This is a genomic window from Methanobrevibacter millerae (assembly GCF_900103415.1).
GTDB classification, from domain to species: Archaea; Methanobacteriota; Methanobacteria; order Methanobacteriales; family Methanobacteriaceae; genus Methanocatella; species Methanocatella millerae.
Map to the genome: position 1 here is coordinate 145338 of NZ_FMXB01000003.1, position 16705 is coordinate 162042.

15 protein-coding genes are annotated in these 16705 nt (G+C 38.2%); 8 read left to right on the top strand and 7 right to left on the bottom strand.

Going from position 1 to position 16705, the window contains the following annotated elements; genetic code table 11:
- The first annotated feature begins 84 nt into the window (after window positions 1-84).
- Entirely contained in the window at window positions 85-2655 is a 2571-nt protein-coding gene (locus F3G70_RS02640) for a carboxypeptidase regulatory-like domain-containing protein (protein ID WP_149731173.1), read from the top strand.
- Between the two features lie 272 nt (window positions 2656-2927).
- A complete protein-coding gene (locus F3G70_RS02645; protein ID WP_149731174.1) occupies window positions 2928-5615 on the top strand; it encodes an Ig-like domain-containing protein in 2688 nt (895 codons plus the stop codon).
- A gap of 27 nt (window positions 5616-5642) precedes the next feature.
- On the opposite strand, the gene queC is transcribed toward F3G70_RS02645, so the two are convergent.
- Complete coding sequence (gene queC / locus F3G70_RS02650; protein ID WP_149731175.1) at window positions 5643-6317, bottom strand: 7-cyano-7-deazaguanine synthase QueC; 675 nt, start codon at window positions 6315-6317, stop codon at window positions 5643-5645.
- A complete protein-coding gene (larC, locus tag F3G70_RS02655; protein ID WP_149731176.1) occupies window positions 6314-7483 on the bottom strand; it encodes a nickel pincer cofactor biosynthesis protein LarC in 1170 nt (389 codons plus the stop codon). The genes queC and larC overlap by 4 nt, the downstream gene beginning before the upstream one ends.
- A gap of 60 nt (window positions 7484-7543) precedes the next feature.
- On the opposite strand from larC, the gene F3G70_RS02660 reads away from it, so the two are divergent.
- The 5 genes from F3G70_RS02660 (at window position 7544) to F3G70_RS02680 (ending at window position 11158) form a co-directional block, all read left to right on the top strand.
- Entirely contained in the window at window positions 7544-8539 is a 996-nt protein-coding gene (locus F3G70_RS02660; RefSeq protein ID WP_149731177.1) for a phosphatidylglycerophosphatase A, read from the top strand.
- A gap of 298 nt (window positions 8540-8837) precedes the next feature.
- The gene (locus tag F3G70_RS02665) at window positions 8838-9149 is read left to right on the top strand and encodes a hypothetical protein (protein WP_149731178.1); all 312 of its coding nucleotides are present in this window, start codon (window positions 8838-8840) and stop codon (window positions 9147-9149) included.
- Complete coding sequence (locus tag F3G70_RS02670) at window positions 9149-9514, top strand: DUF2283 domain-containing protein (protein ID WP_149731179.1); 366 nt, start codon at window positions 9149-9151, stop codon at window positions 9512-9514. The genes F3G70_RS02665 and F3G70_RS02670 overlap by 1 nt, the downstream gene beginning before the upstream one ends.
- Window positions 9515-9821: 307 nt before the next feature.
- The gene (gene cobS / locus F3G70_RS02675) at window positions 9822-10604 is read left to right on the top strand and encodes an adenosylcobinamide-GDP ribazoletransferase (RefSeq protein ID WP_149731216.1); all 783 of its coding nucleotides are present in this window, start codon (window positions 9822-9824) and stop codon (window positions 10602-10604) included.
- Window positions 10605-10618: 14 nt separating this feature from the next.
- The gene (locus F3G70_RS02680; RefSeq protein WP_149731180.1) at window positions 10619-11158 is read left to right on the top strand and encodes a tRNA (cytidine(56)-2'-O)-methyltransferase; all 540 of its coding nucleotides are present in this window, start codon (window positions 10619-10621) and stop codon (window positions 11156-11158) included.
- Here the strand turns inward: F3G70_RS02680 and F3G70_RS02685 are convergent.
- Complete coding sequence (locus tag F3G70_RS02685) at window positions 11155-12249, bottom strand: DUF763 domain-containing protein (protein WP_149731181.1); 1095 nt, start codon at window positions 12247-12249, stop codon at window positions 11155-11157. The two genes, F3G70_RS02680 and F3G70_RS02685, sit on opposite strands and share 4 nt — an antisense overlap.
- A 174-nt stretch (window positions 12250-12423) precedes the next feature.
- Here F3G70_RS02685 and F3G70_RS02690 point away from each other — a divergent pair, with 174 nt between their 5' ends.
- Window positions 12424-13185, top strand: a complete 762-nt coding sequence (locus F3G70_RS02690; protein ID WP_149731182.1) for a peptidylprolyl isomerase — start codon at window positions 12424-12426, stop codon at window positions 13183-13185.
- 62 nt (window positions 13186-13247) lie between these two features.
- Here the strand turns inward: F3G70_RS02690 and F3G70_RS02695 are convergent, their stop codons facing one another.
- The 4 genes from F3G70_RS02695 to F3G70_RS02710 all read right to left on the bottom strand — a co-directional run bounded on the left by F3G70_RS02695 (window position 13248) and on the right by F3G70_RS02710 (window position 16701).
- Complete coding sequence (locus tag F3G70_RS02695) at window positions 13248-13973, bottom strand: ABC transporter permease (RefSeq protein ID WP_149731183.1); 726 nt, start codon at window positions 13971-13973, stop codon at window positions 13248-13250.
- A gap of 9 nt (window positions 13974-13982) precedes the next feature.
- Window positions 13983-14897 (bottom strand): ABC transporter ATP-binding protein, encoded by a 915-nt coding sequence (locus F3G70_RS02700; protein WP_149731184.1) that lies wholly within the window; start codon window positions 14895-14897, stop codon window positions 13983-13985.
- 232 nt (window positions 14898-15129) lie between these two features.
- On the bottom strand, window positions 15130-15960 hold the full coding sequence (locus tag F3G70_RS02705) for a DUF4013 domain-containing protein (protein ID WP_149731185.1): 831 nt from the start codon (window positions 15958-15960) through the stop codon (window positions 15130-15132).
- Between the two features lie 9 nt (window positions 15961-15969).
- A complete protein-coding gene (locus tag F3G70_RS02710) occupies window positions 15970-16701 on the bottom strand; it encodes a DUF4013 domain-containing protein (protein WP_149731186.1) in 732 nt (243 codons plus the stop codon).
- Window positions 16702-16705: the final 4 nt, after the last annotated feature.

Below are 16705 nucleotides of genomic sequence, written 5' to 3' on the forward strand. Positions count from 1 at the left end.
TATGCAATAGACATTAAGGATTCAGACAATGTTAGCGTTTGCGATAATGCAATCGGCGCTTCAGGTTTCTCATACGTCTACGGATTGTATATCGAAGCTGATGATTCTATTGTTGACAGTAACACATTTATCATAAAATCTTCCAATTACGCTAACGGAATTGAAATAGAAGCTTCACTAAACGCTACCGTCAGCAATAACAGCATCATTGTTGCCTCTCCTGTCGTTGCTTATCCTGTTTATTCAGGCATGAACGGAGGAGACCTTGAAGTTAAATACATCAACAACACTATTGGAGCTGTTTCTGATATCGTTTACGGTATGGAGCTATGCGGAACCTATGAAGTTGTAAGGGGTAACGTAATCGTAGTTGAAGGTAATAAAACTACCGGACTGGCTATCAAATCAAAAGAATCCGAAATCAGAGATAACGATATCAGCGCTTTAGGTGAAAACTTAGGAAATTCCTCAACTGTTGAAACATTCATTCCAATGACTGCAGCTATTCAATTGGTTGATTCAGATGCATTCGTCACTTTAAATTTAATTAATTCACTTTCCAGAGGTATTTATATTGAAGGCGGTGTAGCTAGCATCTTTGATAATGAAATAAATGTTACTGATAATGGTATGGACGATTCATGCGCAATCGCAGCTAAAGAGTCAGATATTCTTATTTCTTACAACAACATTACCTATGTGGGCAACACTTCAGGCTCAACCGATAATTATGCAATTTACCTGGAAGATTGTATAACTCCTGTATTAACGAAAAACAACATTGACATTACTATTCCATCATGTGCAGTTGACTGGAGAGAAGAGCCTGCAGGCAGCGGAAATTGGGTAGGTTATGTCATATCTGAAGGTATTCACATTGATTCTCCAGAAACTATATTTTATGGAAACGATGTTACTTTAGACTATTCAAATGTTGTCGGATCTTATGATACAATCTATACGATACACATAATTTCAGATAATGCTAAAATCTCATCAAACAATATTGAAGCTGACGGTCACGCATACATTTACGGATTGCAGATTACAGGAGAAAACTTAACTGTCGAAAAGAACAACATCACTGCAAATTCCGATGCATACTATGCAAACGGCATTAACATTGAAGGACCTGCTTCAGGAGTTGTCAAAGACAATTTCATAGCAAATTCCGCACCTGGAGTTGTATATCCAATCTATTCAGCAATGTCTAACGGAAATGTAAGTGTCGATTACGTAAATAATGTCATTGTCGCATCTGCTGACCTTGCTTACGGTATGGAAATTGCAGGATTGGAGGAAAACGTTGAAGGAAATAAATTCCTGATTGCAGGTAACGAATCAATTGGTATCTATTCAAAAACCAAGAATTTAACTGTAAAGGATAATGAAATGAAAATTTTCTCCAATTCAACAAAATCCACTGCATTTAAAGGCATATTCGGTAATGCAACAGTAAGCGACAACAATATCAGCGTAATGGGTGAATACAGTATTGATGTTACTAAAATCAACGCTGTGGTAAAAGATAACTATCTGGTAGCTAATGAACTCACGGGTGATGCGTCTGTTGATTATGATATGGATACTTCATCAGTTTACAACAACACTCCTGCTATGGAAAAATATTTCCTTACCAGTGATGGCTTAGTGAAATACTTCGGTAATGCCGATCAATTGAAATTCACTTTAACTGATGCTTCAGGCACTCCAATGTCAAATAAGACAATTATCATTACAATCAACGGCAGAAACTACACCAGAACTACTGATGAAAACGGTACTGCTAAAATGAATATCGGTTTGAATTCAGGCGATTATGCTGCAACAGGTACCTATTTGGGCGAAACGTATAATCTGACCGCCGATGCTCCAATTACCATTTTGCCTACCGTTGAAGCTGATGATATCACAAAAATCTATAAAAACGATACTCAGTTCTATGCTACTTTCTGCGATTCAGACGGCAAAACCTTAGCAAACAACACTGAAGTTGAATTCAACATTAACGGTGTTTTCTATAAACGTTACACCAATGAAAACGGTACGGCCAGATTAAACATTAATTTAAACCCTGGCGTATATGTTATTACCTCCTATAATCCGAAAACCGGAGAACAGGCAGCTAATAATATCACCGTTTTATCTTCCATTGTCAACAACACCGATCTGGTAAAATACTACAGAAACGCTTCACAGTATGTAGTTACAATCCTTGACGGTCAGGGAAATCCTGCCAAGGCCGGTGAAAACGTTACATTCAACATCAACGGTGTATTCTACACTCGTCAAACCAATGAATCAGGTCAGGCCAAATTAAGTATTAACCTTGAACCTGGTGAATACATCATTACTGCACAGTACAACGGATTGATGGCATCCAACAACATCACTGTATTGTCTGTCATTGAAACCGAGGACTTATCCATGAAATATAAGGACGGATCCAAGTTCAATGCAACAATCCTTGATGGCCAAGGCAAACCGTTAGCTAACGCAAATGTTACATTTAACATCAATGGTGTTTTCTACAATAAGGTAACTGACGAGAATGGTGTTGCTCACCTCAACATTAATTTAATGGCTGGCGAGTACATCATTACCACAAGCTATAACGGAATGAACGCAGCAAACAAAATTACCATTTCAAGTTAGGGAATTAAAACCCTTAACTTCTTTTTTTTTATTTTTTAAACGAATCTTTTTTACTTACTTGAATTTTCCAGTAAGAGTTTTTTTTTCATTTTCCGCTAATTTTTTATCAATTTTTCATTAAAAAGTCAAATCGCCACTTATTTATATTGAATATAATATATTTTTATACATAATGTATACTTTTTAATAATTTTGTTATTAATCAGTGCATTTTTGGAGATGGAAAAATGAGATTTAAAAAGATTTTTTTAGTTACTCTCCTATTAGTCGCTATGTTAAGCGTTTCGATGGTTGGCGCATCGGATGATGCGGACAATTTCGCAGGCGATGACATAATGGCTGACGGGTTGGGTGAAATGCAGCCTGGCGATCCTGAAGGGGATTTCGATGCATATGTAAATGAGGAAAATGTTGATATAAATGACATAAATGAAACGCTCGGGGTAAGATTCTATTGTCCTGAAAATTATAACGGCAGCGTTAGAATTGAATTTACAGATACTGATTTGGACGCTATTGTCTATGATGTCAATGAAAGCGTATGGGACACAAATGCTGTATATCTTATTCCTGATTTGGGAATTATCGAAACCGGAAGATACCGCACCGAGCTGTTTTTCCAAAATGATGATGATGAATGGTGGATTGGCGGCGGAGTTATCTCTGTCGTCGACTATAATGAATTCTGGGTAAATGAAAACATCAGCTTCGGCTGGCCGCAGCCAATCGATCTGGACGTTCCGTTCCAGCTTTACTATCCTGTAGGCAGCGCCGGTAAGGAAGTTATGATTACCGTAATAAGATGGGGGAGCGTAATCAACGAAATTGCCGTTTCAACATCAATCAATGACACAAGCGGATTTATTGATTTCACATGGGAAGACTTGGGCGTTGACTGTTACGGCTTAAGCGTCAATGAACCGGTTGAGTATAACATAATGTTCACTTATGAAGATGAGGTCATATTTGAAAGCGTTTATGAAATGGCCTCACCATTGTGGGCATGGGATTATGCCTATATTGGAGGAGTGCTTGATGCGGCCACTGTCGCTTCAGTAGGACTTGATCCTAGAATCGATGAGGGAAACGTCATCATTTTAATCGACGGAGAACAATGCTTCAACAAGACCCTCGATGAAATCTATTCCAACGTAATCGGCGGCGGACCAAATGCGGGCAGAGTCGAATATCAGATTTTTATTGACGATTTGGACACTGAAATCGAAGCCGGTGATTACGTAGTGGAATTGATTTTCACCAATGAAAACGTCACGGTAAGCGATTATTATGAAATAAAAATATATAATGCCACTTCCGTTGTTGAGGACAATGAAAGCGATATAGCCATAGTCATTCTCCGCGATGAGGTATATGTGCAGGACGCTACCTTCATTCAGATTGTAATTCCTGTAAATACTACCGGTAACGTTATAATTACATGGGACGGGGAATCATTCATCGACCTTCCGATTGAATTAATGGGAGACTACCGCCAAGTTGGCAATTTTTCAGTTTACGACTTATATTCAGAGTATTTCGAATTTGTAGGCTTGGGAAAACATGAAATCAACGTCACATTTTCAGGTGAAAACGGTACGCTTTCAAATGATGCCAACGTTACCTTTTTATCCTACGTTACTCCTAAAGTATTGCCTGGAAATTACCTTTGTGATGATGATATCAGATACTTTGCATTTGTGGAACTTATAGACGAATGGTGGAATGAAGAGGTAATTGTCCTGCTTAACGGCACGGAATACTTCCACAAATATCTCAATGATTTCGATGGGGACCATGTCATATATCATGAATATGCCGACTATTATCTCATAACTCCGGATTATCTGGATGAGCCTGTAGCTCCGGGCACTTATGAGGTAGAAATCACATGTTCAGATTATCATTTACCTGAATCCGGCATTGTAACTTTCTATGATGACGGCATAAACATCGATGCTCCGGATGTTGAAAAGTACTTCGGCGGCCCTGAAAGGTTCTATGTCAATGTAACCGACGGCGCCTTCAACCCTATAGCCAACGCTACCGTCAACATCACGATAAACGATGTGACTTATAAAAGGGTTACAGATGAAAACGGTTCTGCATCAATCGGTTTAGGATTAAACAGCCGCACCTATGAAGTCTATGTTCAGTGCAATGAAACCGTAGTTGTTTCACGCGTATTTATCCTGCCTACCGTCGACGGAGACGATGTGACTAAAATGTTCAGAAACGGAACTCAGTACTATGCAACTTTCTATGATTCAGAAGGTAAAACATTAGGAAATCATACTGAAGTCGAATTCAACATCAACGGCGTTTTCTATAAACGCTACACCAATGAAAACGGTACTGCACGCATGAACATTAATTTAAACCCTGGCGAGTACATCATCACGGCCAAAAACCCTGTTACCGGTGAACAGTACACGAACCTCATTGAAGTATTGCCTACAATCGTTGAAAATGATGATCTGGTCAAATATTACAGGAACGATTCCCAATATGTAGTTACAATCCTTGATGATGAAGGAAATCCTGTTAAGGCCGGTGTAAACGTAACATTCAACATTAACGGTGTATTCTACACTCGTCAAACCAATGAATCCGGTCAGGCTAAATTAAGTATTAACCTTGAACCTGGTGAATATGTCATTACTGCACAGTACAATGGCTTGATGGCATCCAACAACATCACTGTATTGTCAGTCATTGAAACCGAGAACTTGAACATGAAATATCAGGATGGATCCTATTTCAATGCAACAATCCTCGATGGTCAGGGTAAACCTCTAGCTAACGCAAATGTTACATTCAACATCAATGGTGTTTTCTACAATAAGGTAACCGATGAAAATGGTGTTGCCCGCTTGAAAATTAATTTAATGGCTGGCGAGTACATCATTACCACAACGTACAACGGATTGAATGCCGCAAACAAAATTACCATTTCAAGTTAAGGAATTTAAACCCTTAACTTCTTTTTTTTATTTTTCATAATGAGTTAAATCTTCAAGGCCTGCTTTTTTAAAGCCTCTTTTTCTTCTCATGCAGCTTTCACAAACGCCACAGTGCTTTTCAAAGCCTTTGTAGCAGGAATAGCTAAGCTCCATCGGTGCATTAACTTCAGCGCCTAGCTTCACGATTTCATCCTTGTCCAGGTCAATGGCCGGAGCCTTGATTTCAATATCAATTGGTGAACCTACTTTAAACAATTCATTAAAGCTTTCTAAAAATTCTTTTGAATTGTCGGGAAATGTGGCGGCTTCCTCTTTATCCCATCCGACGATTATTATCTCCGCACCGATGCTTTCAGCGTATGATGCCGCAATTGCGGTAAAAACAGTATTTCTTGCAGGAACCCAGACGCTGTCGGCTGTTTTTAAGGATTTCTCCAAATTGTCCAAATCATTAATTTCAACTTCGGGAATGTCTTCGGAGGTATTTAACGTCGAATCGCTGATTTCAGCCAGCCACGGCAGGTCAATTACACTGTGGGTAAAGCCCATCTTTTCACAGATTGCGCGTGATGCTTTAAGCTCCTGATTAAATGCCTTCTGGCCGTAGTTGAATGTTATTGCATGAATGTCATAGTCTCGGGCATAAACGCTTGCGGCCACGCAGCAATCAAGCCCTCCGGAAAGTACTGCGATGGCTTTCATTTAACCAGCTCCCTTACTTTTCTGAGGCTTAAACCGCTTTTTTGAGCGATTTTCTTTAAATCCTCATATTCCGGTCTAGAAGAGATTACCTTGCCGTTAACGTAGCCTATTTTGAAAGTGACTTCATATTCCTCGCCTTCAATCACAAAAGCTTTTTTAATGAACTCTCTTTTGGCCGTTCCCCTATGGATATTAGGAGCTATCCTGATGCCTAAACTTCCGGTTTCCTTGAATATCAACTCAACCAGTTTGTCACGATTGCTTCTTTTGGAAATTACTTTAAGCAAACTTCCCTGGCGGTTTTTCTTCATTATAATCGGCGTTACAGACACGTCGGATGCGCCAGCATCCAGTAAAACGTCAAAGAGATATCCGATTTCCTCACCGGTTAAATGGTCGATATTGGTCTCAATTACATCAATTTTATCGCTTTCATTAATGTTTGATGACTTGATAATCCTTAAGATGTTGGGATGGTCGAAATCCTTGCTTCCGGAACCGTATCCGACATTATCTGCTTTCACAAGAGGAATGAACTCCTTAATCTCAGAACATAACTCGGCATAAATTGCACAGCCGGTAGGAGTTGCAAGCTCGCTTGAAACTGGCCCTCCAATGAAATTGTAGCCTTTTAAAATCTCCAATACTGCGGGAACAGGTACCGGAAGGGTTCCGTGTGAGGTATTTACTGTACCTCCACCCACGGCTATCGGAAGGCCGATAACGTTTTTGCTATCAAAGCCCAGTGAATGGAATGCCCAGACGGATCCCACAACGTCGGCAACCGCATCGCTTGCTCCGACCTCATGGAAGTGAATTTCATCAATGCTTTTGCCGTGAACTTTTGACTCGGCAATAGCCATTCTTTTAAATATATTTATGGATGTTTTTTTAATATCTTCATCAAGGTCTAGGCCATTTATTCCATCGACTATTTCATTAAAATGAACGTGACCTTTTTTATCAAACATTTCAACATGACAATATATAGTATCAATACCACATTTATTAATTTCATCAAAAGTTACTTCAACTTCACCTACGATTCTAGCTGATGATTCCATAACCTCTTTCAGTTTGCCGGTATCCGCACCCAAATCGACGAGTGCGCCGATAATCATGTTTCCTGAAATTCCGCTGCATTGCGGGTCAATAATGATTGTCATAATAATTTCCCAAATCCTTTCTTAAACATTTATTTTTAACTTCGTTATATATAATAGTATATGAATGAAAGCAAGTTTAAGATTACCGAAAAGGATGATGAGATCTGCTTCACCAATCCAGATAATTTCATGGCCATAAGCGATTTTACAGAAAGTGACGTAATTAACACGGTTGAAAACGTCATCGTTACAACAAAAGCTGAAAATAATGATGTTAAATCCTGCATCGTTCAATTAATGGATTCCATCAGTTACTTTAAGAATTCCTACGGCGATGTGGAGATATTCACCTTCATGTCAAACGACGTTGTATTACAGGATTTTGCGGAAAACCTGAAAGTTTTAAACAGTGAAAAGGGTTTTGTAGACGCCAGAATCAACATAAGCCACGTCATCTGCATTAACCGGAGATTATCCCAAAATAATTTGATGAAAATCTATAGAGACGTCACCAAAGCGAAAGCGAAGTATTTTGCGAGTCTTAATCTGCCTTTGCACATTGAAAACATTCTAAACACCGATGATTTTCTTGCCGTTTTGGCAAATGCTTCCGGTGAATGTTCGGGCATTAATGATATTGAAACCAACATCGAAGAGGCTGTTGAAATAAGCTTGGAGGACGCTTTTGAAAGATTGGATTTAACATTTGGGATTTTAGATTACTTGGTTGCTGAAGGAATACTGATTGGAGATTTGGTCGAGGCCGGAATGGAGCTTTTAAACGGCGTTGAAATAACCGAAGAGCTTGAAGGAAAAATGGAAGCTCAAATTATTCATGCGTTAACAGACATTAATGTCATTGCCCTTATAATGGCAGCTATCAGAACGGAAGATGACTTAACGAGAATACGTGAAATCGATGATTCGGCTCACCTCTACTCCGATGAGGTTCTGGGAATGGCAGTTGCAAACCAGATTGCCGGAACGAAGGCTGTTTTAAACTTCAGGCATTACATTGATGTAAAACCCGGAATCATCTACGGTTTGCCGCCGATAATGGAAGATGTTTTCGCAGGACTCATTGCAGGATGCGTATCTAAGATTTTTGAAGAATAAAAGAATATAAAAGTGAAATCTACAAAATTAATGAATCCATCAAAGATTCTTTTTTTAGGAATTTTAATGTCTTTGAAGCTTGTTTTAACGATATTTGTCGTGTTTTAAAGAAAGTTATATTGAACTTATAATATTCATATTCGGATGTGAAATTTATTTTATCGTATAAAATTATTTTTCATCGTTTAATTATTATAAAATATTTTCTATTTTTATTTAGTTAAATAGGTTTATATGGTATATTATTCATAAAATATTAACTATATTTTTAAAAATTAATTCTTGGAGGATTGATATTATGGATTATGATATTGAAGATGCATTCAATGTCTTAAAAAATCTTAAAAATAATCCTTATGGAATAAAAGATTCCCCTCATTCCATTATTAGATCTAGAGATAGATCTGTTAATTTAGGTTTGATATATGAAAAATTATCTCAAGAAAAACCAGTAGCTATTGAAAAAGAAGCAAATTCTTCAAGTAGATTTTTGTTAGTCTTTGAATATACAAAATTCCGTGACTTATCAATAGCAATTGATATATTGAATGAAAATGAAATAATGATATTGACTGTTATTGATAAATCAATTGAAAGGAGGAAACATTAATGAAAATAAAAGAATTAGATGCAGAATATACATATGACTTTGATTTGGATATTGTTAATATTCAGGTTAAACAGGAATATACATATAAAGAATCAGTTGATTTGGATGTTGGCGTTTTTTTGGATTTTGATGAAAATGATTTTCCAGTAAATTTGGAAATTCTTTCTGCTTCTAAAAGACTTGATATTGAAAAAGAACTTCTGATTAATCCTCAGGGTAATGTTAAAATAATCATTAGTTCAGATTTGATTGAATTGAATGTAAACTTCTTAATCAATGATAATAATTATCTTTTACAATACTGTGATAGGCATTGTGAAAATCTTAAGATTGCTGATACTGAAACAAGTTTTGCACTAGTTTAGAGGTTTAAACCTCTAACTTTTTTTTATATTTTCGTTAACCGTCTCTTTTTAAATTAAATGAATTTTGAAATGATTAATTAACTAAATGGATATTTTTCAACAAGCATATGTTAATATGAAAGATTCGTTCAAAGATGGATAATTCAACTATCAATCCATATCCTTTGTAAATAAGCAAAAAATTCGATTTTGCTCAATGAAAAAATATTTAAAATTATTTGTAAAAATATAATACTGATGAATTACATTTAATAAAAAAACTAATAACTATTATAATCGCAAATTAATGATTTTTGAGGAATCAACAATGGAAGATGACAATTATTTTCAGGAAGAGGGATTTTCACCGATAAAATCGCTTTTGGGATTATTGACTTTCTCAACGATACTTCCTATTAATGTTTTCACGTCAATCGAATACATGACGCGCATGGTATGGTGCTGGCCATTCATACATCTGTTTATCGGTATTTTGGCGGCCGCTTTCGGTTATGTCTGCGGTGAATTCCTGCATCTAAACGCATTTCTTACGGCAGCGCTGGTGTACGGGTTTTTAATGCTGATTACTGGCTATAATCATCTTGACGGCGTAATGGATATGGCTGACGGTGTCATGGTTCATGGAAATCCCGAAAAGAAAATAAGTGTGGTCAAGGACTCTTCCGTAGGTGCCGGCGGAATAGCAACGCTCTTTCTGGTTGCTTCAATAACAATAGCCGGACTAACCAATATTCTCGATTATAAATTCATAGCAGGAATTGTCATCTGTGAAATGGTGGCTAAAAGCTCACTTTTAACGACTGCCCTCACTTCCAGGCCATTGACTCCAGGAATCGGAAGCTATTTTATTACTTCAACACATCCTGGAAATTATGTGCTCTCTACAGTAATTGTTGGCATTATAGCATTTCTTCTGGGTGGAGTCACAGGCATAATAGGACTGATCGGAGCAATCTTTGCAGGACTTATAATATCATTAATAGCAAAGAGAAACTTCGGCGTTGCCAACGGGGATGTTTTAGGAATGAGCAATGAGGTCGGAAGACTGATGGCACTGCTTTTCATGTCAATAGCTCTTTATTATTTATAATTAATGGTGATAAGATGAATGTTAACGTTTTAAGATTGGATCATAGATTGAAAAGGGATACTCGTATCACGACTCACGTATGCCTCACCGCACGTGCGTTCGGGGCAAGCAAAATTTACCTCGCAGGCGAAGAGGACAACAAATTAATGGAAAATGTAAGAGATACCGCTTCTAGATGGGGTGGAAACTTTGAAATCGAACACACCGACGCCTACATGGGCGTTATTAATGCATGGAAGGATAATGGCGGCAAGGTGGTTCACTTGACTATGTATGGTTCACAGGCTCATGAGGTTGCTCCGGAAATCCGCGAGGACGGAAGCGACATATTAATCATCGTTGGGGGTTCCAAGGTTCCCGGAAAGGTTTACAAGGCCGCCGACTGGAACGTTTCAGTAACAACGCAGCCTCACTCTGAAGTATCATCACTGGCCGTTTTCCAGCATTTATTGATGGACGGCAAGGAATTCGATTTGGAATTTGAAAATCCGGTATTTGAAGTGATTCCGACCGCTCACGGAAAAAACGTAAACATCCACGATGAAAACCGCTAGGATATAAAATCGTCCAGTCTTTTGATTGCTTTCAATTTTTCATCTTTATTGATTCTTGCTTGATCCAGGGCATCCTTTATGGTTTGGATGGAATTATCATAGACTTCCTTATCAACAGGGTATGGAAAGCCGTCTTTTCCTCCATGGGTGAAGCTATACTTGACCGGGTCCCTCCAGCTTGCAGGCTCTCCGTAAACCAGATCGGATATTAATGCAAGTGCCCTTATTTTTTTAGGCCCTATTCCCTTAAGCAATATCAGTTCCTCATAGTTTTCGGGCTGTATTTCCCATGCGTTCTTTAAAACCTCAAATTCCTTATCTGAAATGTCCATATCAAGAACCGGATGATGTGATGGCATCGTAAAATCCTCTAAAAGAGTCTGGTTGTCTTTTCTTTTAAAGTACTGCCTTAAATGGTCAGGGTTATCGTTAATTAAATCAACACTGATGTTCTGGGCTTGCTTACTTTCCTTATCGGTCATGTTAAGGGTCTCGGGAGTTTTCACGTCACAGGATATTCCGCTGTGGGGCTCCAAAAGCAGGTCATTGACCTCTTCGCCCATCCAGTGATATCTGCGGGCGTACTTGTTTTCGGTATTCATTCCCTGCTGGATTACGGCCCAGTCTCCCTTTTCGGTAACGAAGAAATGATGCTGGTATAACGTATAGCCGTCCTGGATGCATGAATTATCTATTTTGGCAGACAGTTTGCTCGTTTCAATCAGCTTGTCGGTTGTTTTTGTATTTAAGTTGAAAACTTCACCGGCATGTGCAATTCCCTCAGGAGTCTTTCTGGATTTGGCACCCTTTCCACCGCTTAAATAGATTCCATGCTCTTCCGGTGAAAGAGATTCCTTTAAGGCCCCCATAGTCGTCGTGGTCGTTCCGGACGAATGCCAGTCAAAGCCCAAAACACAGGAGAATGCCTGAAACCAGTATGGATTGGAAACCCTTCTTATGAACTCGTTCAGACTGTATTCTTCAATGATTACTGAAGTCAATGCTCCTGACAGCTTAACCATTCTTGAAAAGAGCCATCTTGGCGGATGGCCTCCATGCAATGGTAAATTGACCGCTCCTCTTCTTTGCATAATTAACTTTTTGTTTTTAGTCCATTTATAATGCTTTGGAAAGACCATTTGATAAGTATTAATTGAAATTTTTGAAAAGTATTTTAAAAGCTGTTCAAAACGAAACTTTATTAAGTATGTGATTATATAATTATTAGTGTTATAATTTTTATTAATTTATAGGAGTTATTATTTATGGCAATTGAAAACGGCGATTTTGTTCGCGTAAATTTTACAGGTAAAACTAAAGAAACTGATGAGGTATTCGATACCACTTATGATGAAATTGCTCTTGAAGCAGATATCTTTGATGAAAACAAAACTTACAAACCAATTCCAATCGTAGTTGGAGGAAACCACTTATTACCAGCTATTGAAGAAGAAATAGTCGGTCTTGAAGCTGGAGATCGCAAAACCGTTGAAGTCGCATCAGACGACGCATTCGGTCCACGTGATCCAAAAGCAATCCAGTTAATCCCAATGAAAGAGTTCAAAAAACAGGGAATGACCCCATATCCTGGTATGAGAATTTCAGCTGAAGGCGGAGAAGGTAAAATCCTCACCGTAAACGGCGGAAGAGTAAAAGTGGATTTCAACCACCCGTTAGCAGGTAAAGACCTTGTTTACGATATTGAAGTAACTGAAATCATCGAAGACGATGAAGAAAAAATCAAAAGCATGATTGAGTTACATTACGCAAACCCTAACGTCGACATTGATAAGACCGAAATCAGCATCGAAGACGGTGTCGTTAACATCCAAATGGATGAAATGTCCAAATTCGACCAGCAATCATACATGGACGTTACCTTTGCAAGATTCAGAATCTCCAAAGATGTATGGGAAAACATTGAAGGCGTAACCAAAGTCAATTTCGTAGACGCTTTCGAAAAAAGAGAAGAAAAAGAAGAAGACGAAGAAGTAGCTGAAGAAGTAACTGAAGCTACAGAAGAATAGATTTCTTCTTTAAAAATTAATATGAAGAGTTATTTTAATAAATAACTCACAAAACCTTTTTTTTAAACCACCGCATCACTTTTTGTAAAGTAAATGTATGAAACGGCCAGCCCTATAAGGAATGTTGCTAAAATAATGCCGTAGGATATTGCAATGCCCGCTCCGTACTCCATTATTTCACCGGATGCAATCAGGTAAGGGCATGTCCATGGAACGAAGGGAGCCCAGCTCTGACCGTACACCATCAGGTTAATCAATGATAATGTGGCGCCCCCGACCATTGCCGGAACCATATTTGTTATCAAAAGTGAAATGAAGACAAACGGGGAAAACGTCAGGTATAACAGAACGTTTGCGTATAGAAGTTCTGCAAAGCTTTTGATAAATAGCATTGCCGTAAAGCCTTCAAGGCCCGCCACAAAGCCCAATATTAAGGTTGAAATGCTTGTGACTGCCGTTAATATAACAATCCATACCAGAAACATTATGTATTTGGATATGAGGAACTTTTCCCTTGATATTGGTATCGTAAGCATTGTCTTTAATGTGTGCTCGTTGTATTCGCGCCCGAAAAGGTAGGAAATGATTATCGCAAAGATTAATATCGCAAACATTGCGGACATGTACATGTTAACGTTTTCAAAAAGCGCTTGAAAGCTCTGGGCTTCACCGAATGAGGTGGCCGCAATAAACATCAATACTGGTGGAAGAAGAGCTCCCATCACGCTCAGAAGAAATATTTTTGATCTTTTAAGCTTTAGAAATTCCATTTGAATAAATGTCATCATTGATATCACCTAATTATATATTGCTCTTGTAAAGAAGTCCTCAAGGCTTTCTTCACAGAGATTCACCTTTCTGACGTTAATCTTTGAATTAACGAAGATTGCATTGATTTTATCCCTATGTTCCAGACTCTTATACAGCTGAATTCCATTATCGTTAACTGTAAAGTCATGATTTTGCCTGAGACCCATCTTTTTAAGGATTTCCGTGGCCAAATCAACGTCTGAGACTTCAAATTCAACGTATTTCTCCAGTCTTCGGTACAGTTCCTCTTTGGGAATCTCTTCAATCAGCACTCCCTTGTCCATTATCCCTATGATGTCTGCGATGTTTTCTATTTCGCTTAAGATATGGCTTGAAATCAGTATCGTTATTCCGTATTCATGTGAAAGTCTTTTTAAAAGTGTTCTGATTTCTTTTATTCCAAATGGATCGAGGCCGTTAATCGGTTCATCAAGTATCAGCAGTTTGGGATTGTGCATGATGGCTGCAGCTATTCCCAGGCGCTGTTTCATTCCCAAAGAGAAGTCCTTGAACTTTTTTGATTTGTCGTTTTCGAGACTGACCATTTCCAGAGCCAGGTCGATGTTTTCACAATAGTTGTTTCCCCTCAGTTTGGCAATCACCTTGAGGTTTTCATAAGCCGTCAGGTTCTCATAAAATCCAGGAGTTTCGATAATCGAACCCACGTTTGAGTAAATCTCCCTTGAATATTTTTGAGGGTTTTTTCCGAAAAGCAGTATTTCTCCGCTGCTCGGATATATGAGATTCAAAAGCATGCACATTGTCGTGGTCTTTCCGGCTCCGTTCTTTCCAAGAAGGCCGTAAATCTTTCCCTTTTCGACATGCATGTCGATTGAATTAACAACATAATCCTTTGAATATTTTTTTGATAAATCCTTAGTTTCTATTACATAATCATTCATTTTAATCATCCGTTTGTATTAGATACTCCTGACTGATTCAGGAGAAAATTATTATAATTCCTGCTTTTGCAGTTTTTATAAAATCAATATTTAAGTTTTCTTATCTTACGCTATCTGGCACGTTTTAAATATTAAAATAAACATAAAAATAAATGGCAATGGGATGTTAATTAAGCGATAACCAAGCACATTAACATTCATTGCCTTACTAGCTCTTTTTTAATCTATAACATTATTCAGGACTTCTTGCTTCATTGTAGATAGATCCCATTGCTCTTGAGAAGAACACGCTCAGATAAGGGGATATGAAGAGTCCTTCGATTATTGCAATTATGGCAGATACAATCATTGCATTGTTAACCGCAATCGCCAGTGCTGCCGTTAAAAGCGTCATAACAAGACCAAGGGCAACCGTTATTATCATATAGACAATCAGGATGAATATGATTATTCCGATGTATTTTACCCATCCCAGATTGGATATTTTTCCGGTAATGTCTTTAAATGCAAAGGCGTCTGATAACTTGTCTGTTGCAATCATATTGGCAAGGGCCATAATAAGGAGGAAATTGCATATTATGAATAATATGGAGGTTAAGATAACAATCAAATAATCGCCATTGTAATATAATCCAACAGTATACATTCCAACTAGAAATACGATAACGGGAATGATGTTATATGCTAAAGTGACAATGAAGTATTTGGCTCCATTAATCAAAAGCCTTAAAACGTCGTCAAATCCCGGAAGCTCGGATTTTCTTTCAATTGAGAATTTTATCACGCTATAAAGGTATCCCATTATCAGCAAGATGATAATGAAGCTTAAAACGCCCAGCAATGCGAAAACGTATGTGTCTGTTGCGGGAAGCTGTGAAATCTTCAGTATAAATGAATTGCCTGAGGTATTTCCAAAAACCCGGACAATATCGACGCTTTTCTCTGTAATTCCAAGGGAAACGAGGTTTAAGAGTGCAAAAAGCACTCCAAAGCTCACGAGCCTTTTGGGGTCATTGAAGGGATACTTCAGTCCTTCACTAACCAGATCGGTCATGCTCGCCATCAAATCACCCTAGATTTGCATGCTGTAGAGCAGTCCTATGGACCTTGAATTGAAGATGCTCAGGTAAGGGCCGACGATGAACATTGTTATCAGTGCATTAATCAATGCTCCAACTAGGATTATTCCTGTAGGATCTACGCCCAAAGCCAAGCTTGAAATTCCGAACACTCCAAATATTATATAGATGATTGAAGTGACGACAAAGGCAATCACTACGGTGATTATGATTAAGCCCAAATAGGTTATAATGCAGTTGAACCATCCGATATCGTCAATGGCTTCCTTGATTTCTGTTAATGCGAATGCCTTAGAAAATGAACCGTCATTGTAAGCCATGTGACAGATTCCCATTTGGCTCATAAGACATGCAGCTATTCCGACTGCAAATGTTATGATGCATCCGATAATCATTAATGCGATTGATGCAGTTTTGTTAACGTTTGATGCGATAGCCGCAAATATGAAGAATATGATTACGGGAACGAGCATATAGGCTACCTGAACCACAAATACCTTGATTCCGTCAACGAACATCTCAATAATGTTGTCGAATTCAGGCAGAGGATCCTTCCCGTTGATAACTCCATGAACTGCTGTATTAATTACTCTGTAATTGTATCCTGTGATTAGGAAAACCGGTAGTAAGAAGACGCTGAATAAGCAGATAACGCCCAATATCACCAGGGTTTTCCAGTCTTTTGCTGAATATTCCAGTGAATCTTTGTATATGTCCAATATCATTTTT

Coding starts and splice junctions, on each gene's coding strand:
- queC (WP_149731175.1), bottom strand. CDS start 6,317: ATGAAAGCCATCGCAGTACTTTCCGGAGGGCTTGATTGCTGCGTGGCC.
- F3G70_RS02645 (WP_149731174.1), top strand. CDS start 2,928: ATGTTAAGCGTTTCGATGGTTGGCGCATCGGATGATGCGGACAATTTC.
- F3G70_RS02695 (WP_149731183.1), bottom strand. CDS start 13,973: ATGATGACATTTATTCAAATGGAATTTCTAAAGCTTAAAAGATCAAAA.
- larC (WP_149731176.1), bottom strand. CDS start 7,483: ATGACAATCATTATTGACCCGCAATGCAGCGGAATTTCAGGAAACATG.
- F3G70_RS02665 (WP_149731178.1), top strand. CDS start 8,838: ATGGATTATGATATTGAAGATGCATTCAATGTCTTAAAAAATCTTAAA.
- F3G70_RS02690 (WP_149731182.1), top strand. CDS start 12,424: ATGGCAATTGAAAACGGCGATTTTGTTCGCGTAAATTTTACAGGTAAA.
- F3G70_RS02705 (WP_149731185.1), bottom strand. CDS start 15,960: ATGGCGAGCATGACCGATCTGGTTAGTGAAGGACTGAAGTATCCCTTC.
- cobS (WP_149731216.1), top strand. CDS start 9,822: ATGGAAGATGACAATTATTTTCAGGAAGAGGGATTTTCACCGATAAAA.
- F3G70_RS02660 (WP_149731177.1), top strand. CDS start 7,544: ATGAATGAAAGCAAGTTTAAGATTACCGAAAAGGATGATGAGATCTGC.
- F3G70_RS02710 (WP_149731186.1), bottom strand. CDS start 16,701: ATGATATTGGACATATACAAAGATTCACTGGAATATTCAGCAAAAGAC.
- F3G70_RS02680 (WP_149731180.1), top strand. CDS start 10,619: ATGAATGTTAACGTTTTAAGATTGGATCATAGATTGAAAAGGGATACT.
- F3G70_RS02700 (WP_149731184.1), bottom strand. CDS start 14,897: ATGAATGATTATGTAATAGAAACTAAGGATTTATCAAAAAAATATTCA.
- F3G70_RS02685 (WP_149731181.1), bottom strand. CDS start 12,249: ATGCAAAGAAGAGGAGCGGTCAATTTACCATTGCATGGAGGCCATCCG.
- F3G70_RS02670 (WP_149731179.1), top strand. CDS start 9,149: ATGAAAATAAAAGAATTAGATGCAGAATATACATATGACTTTGATTTG.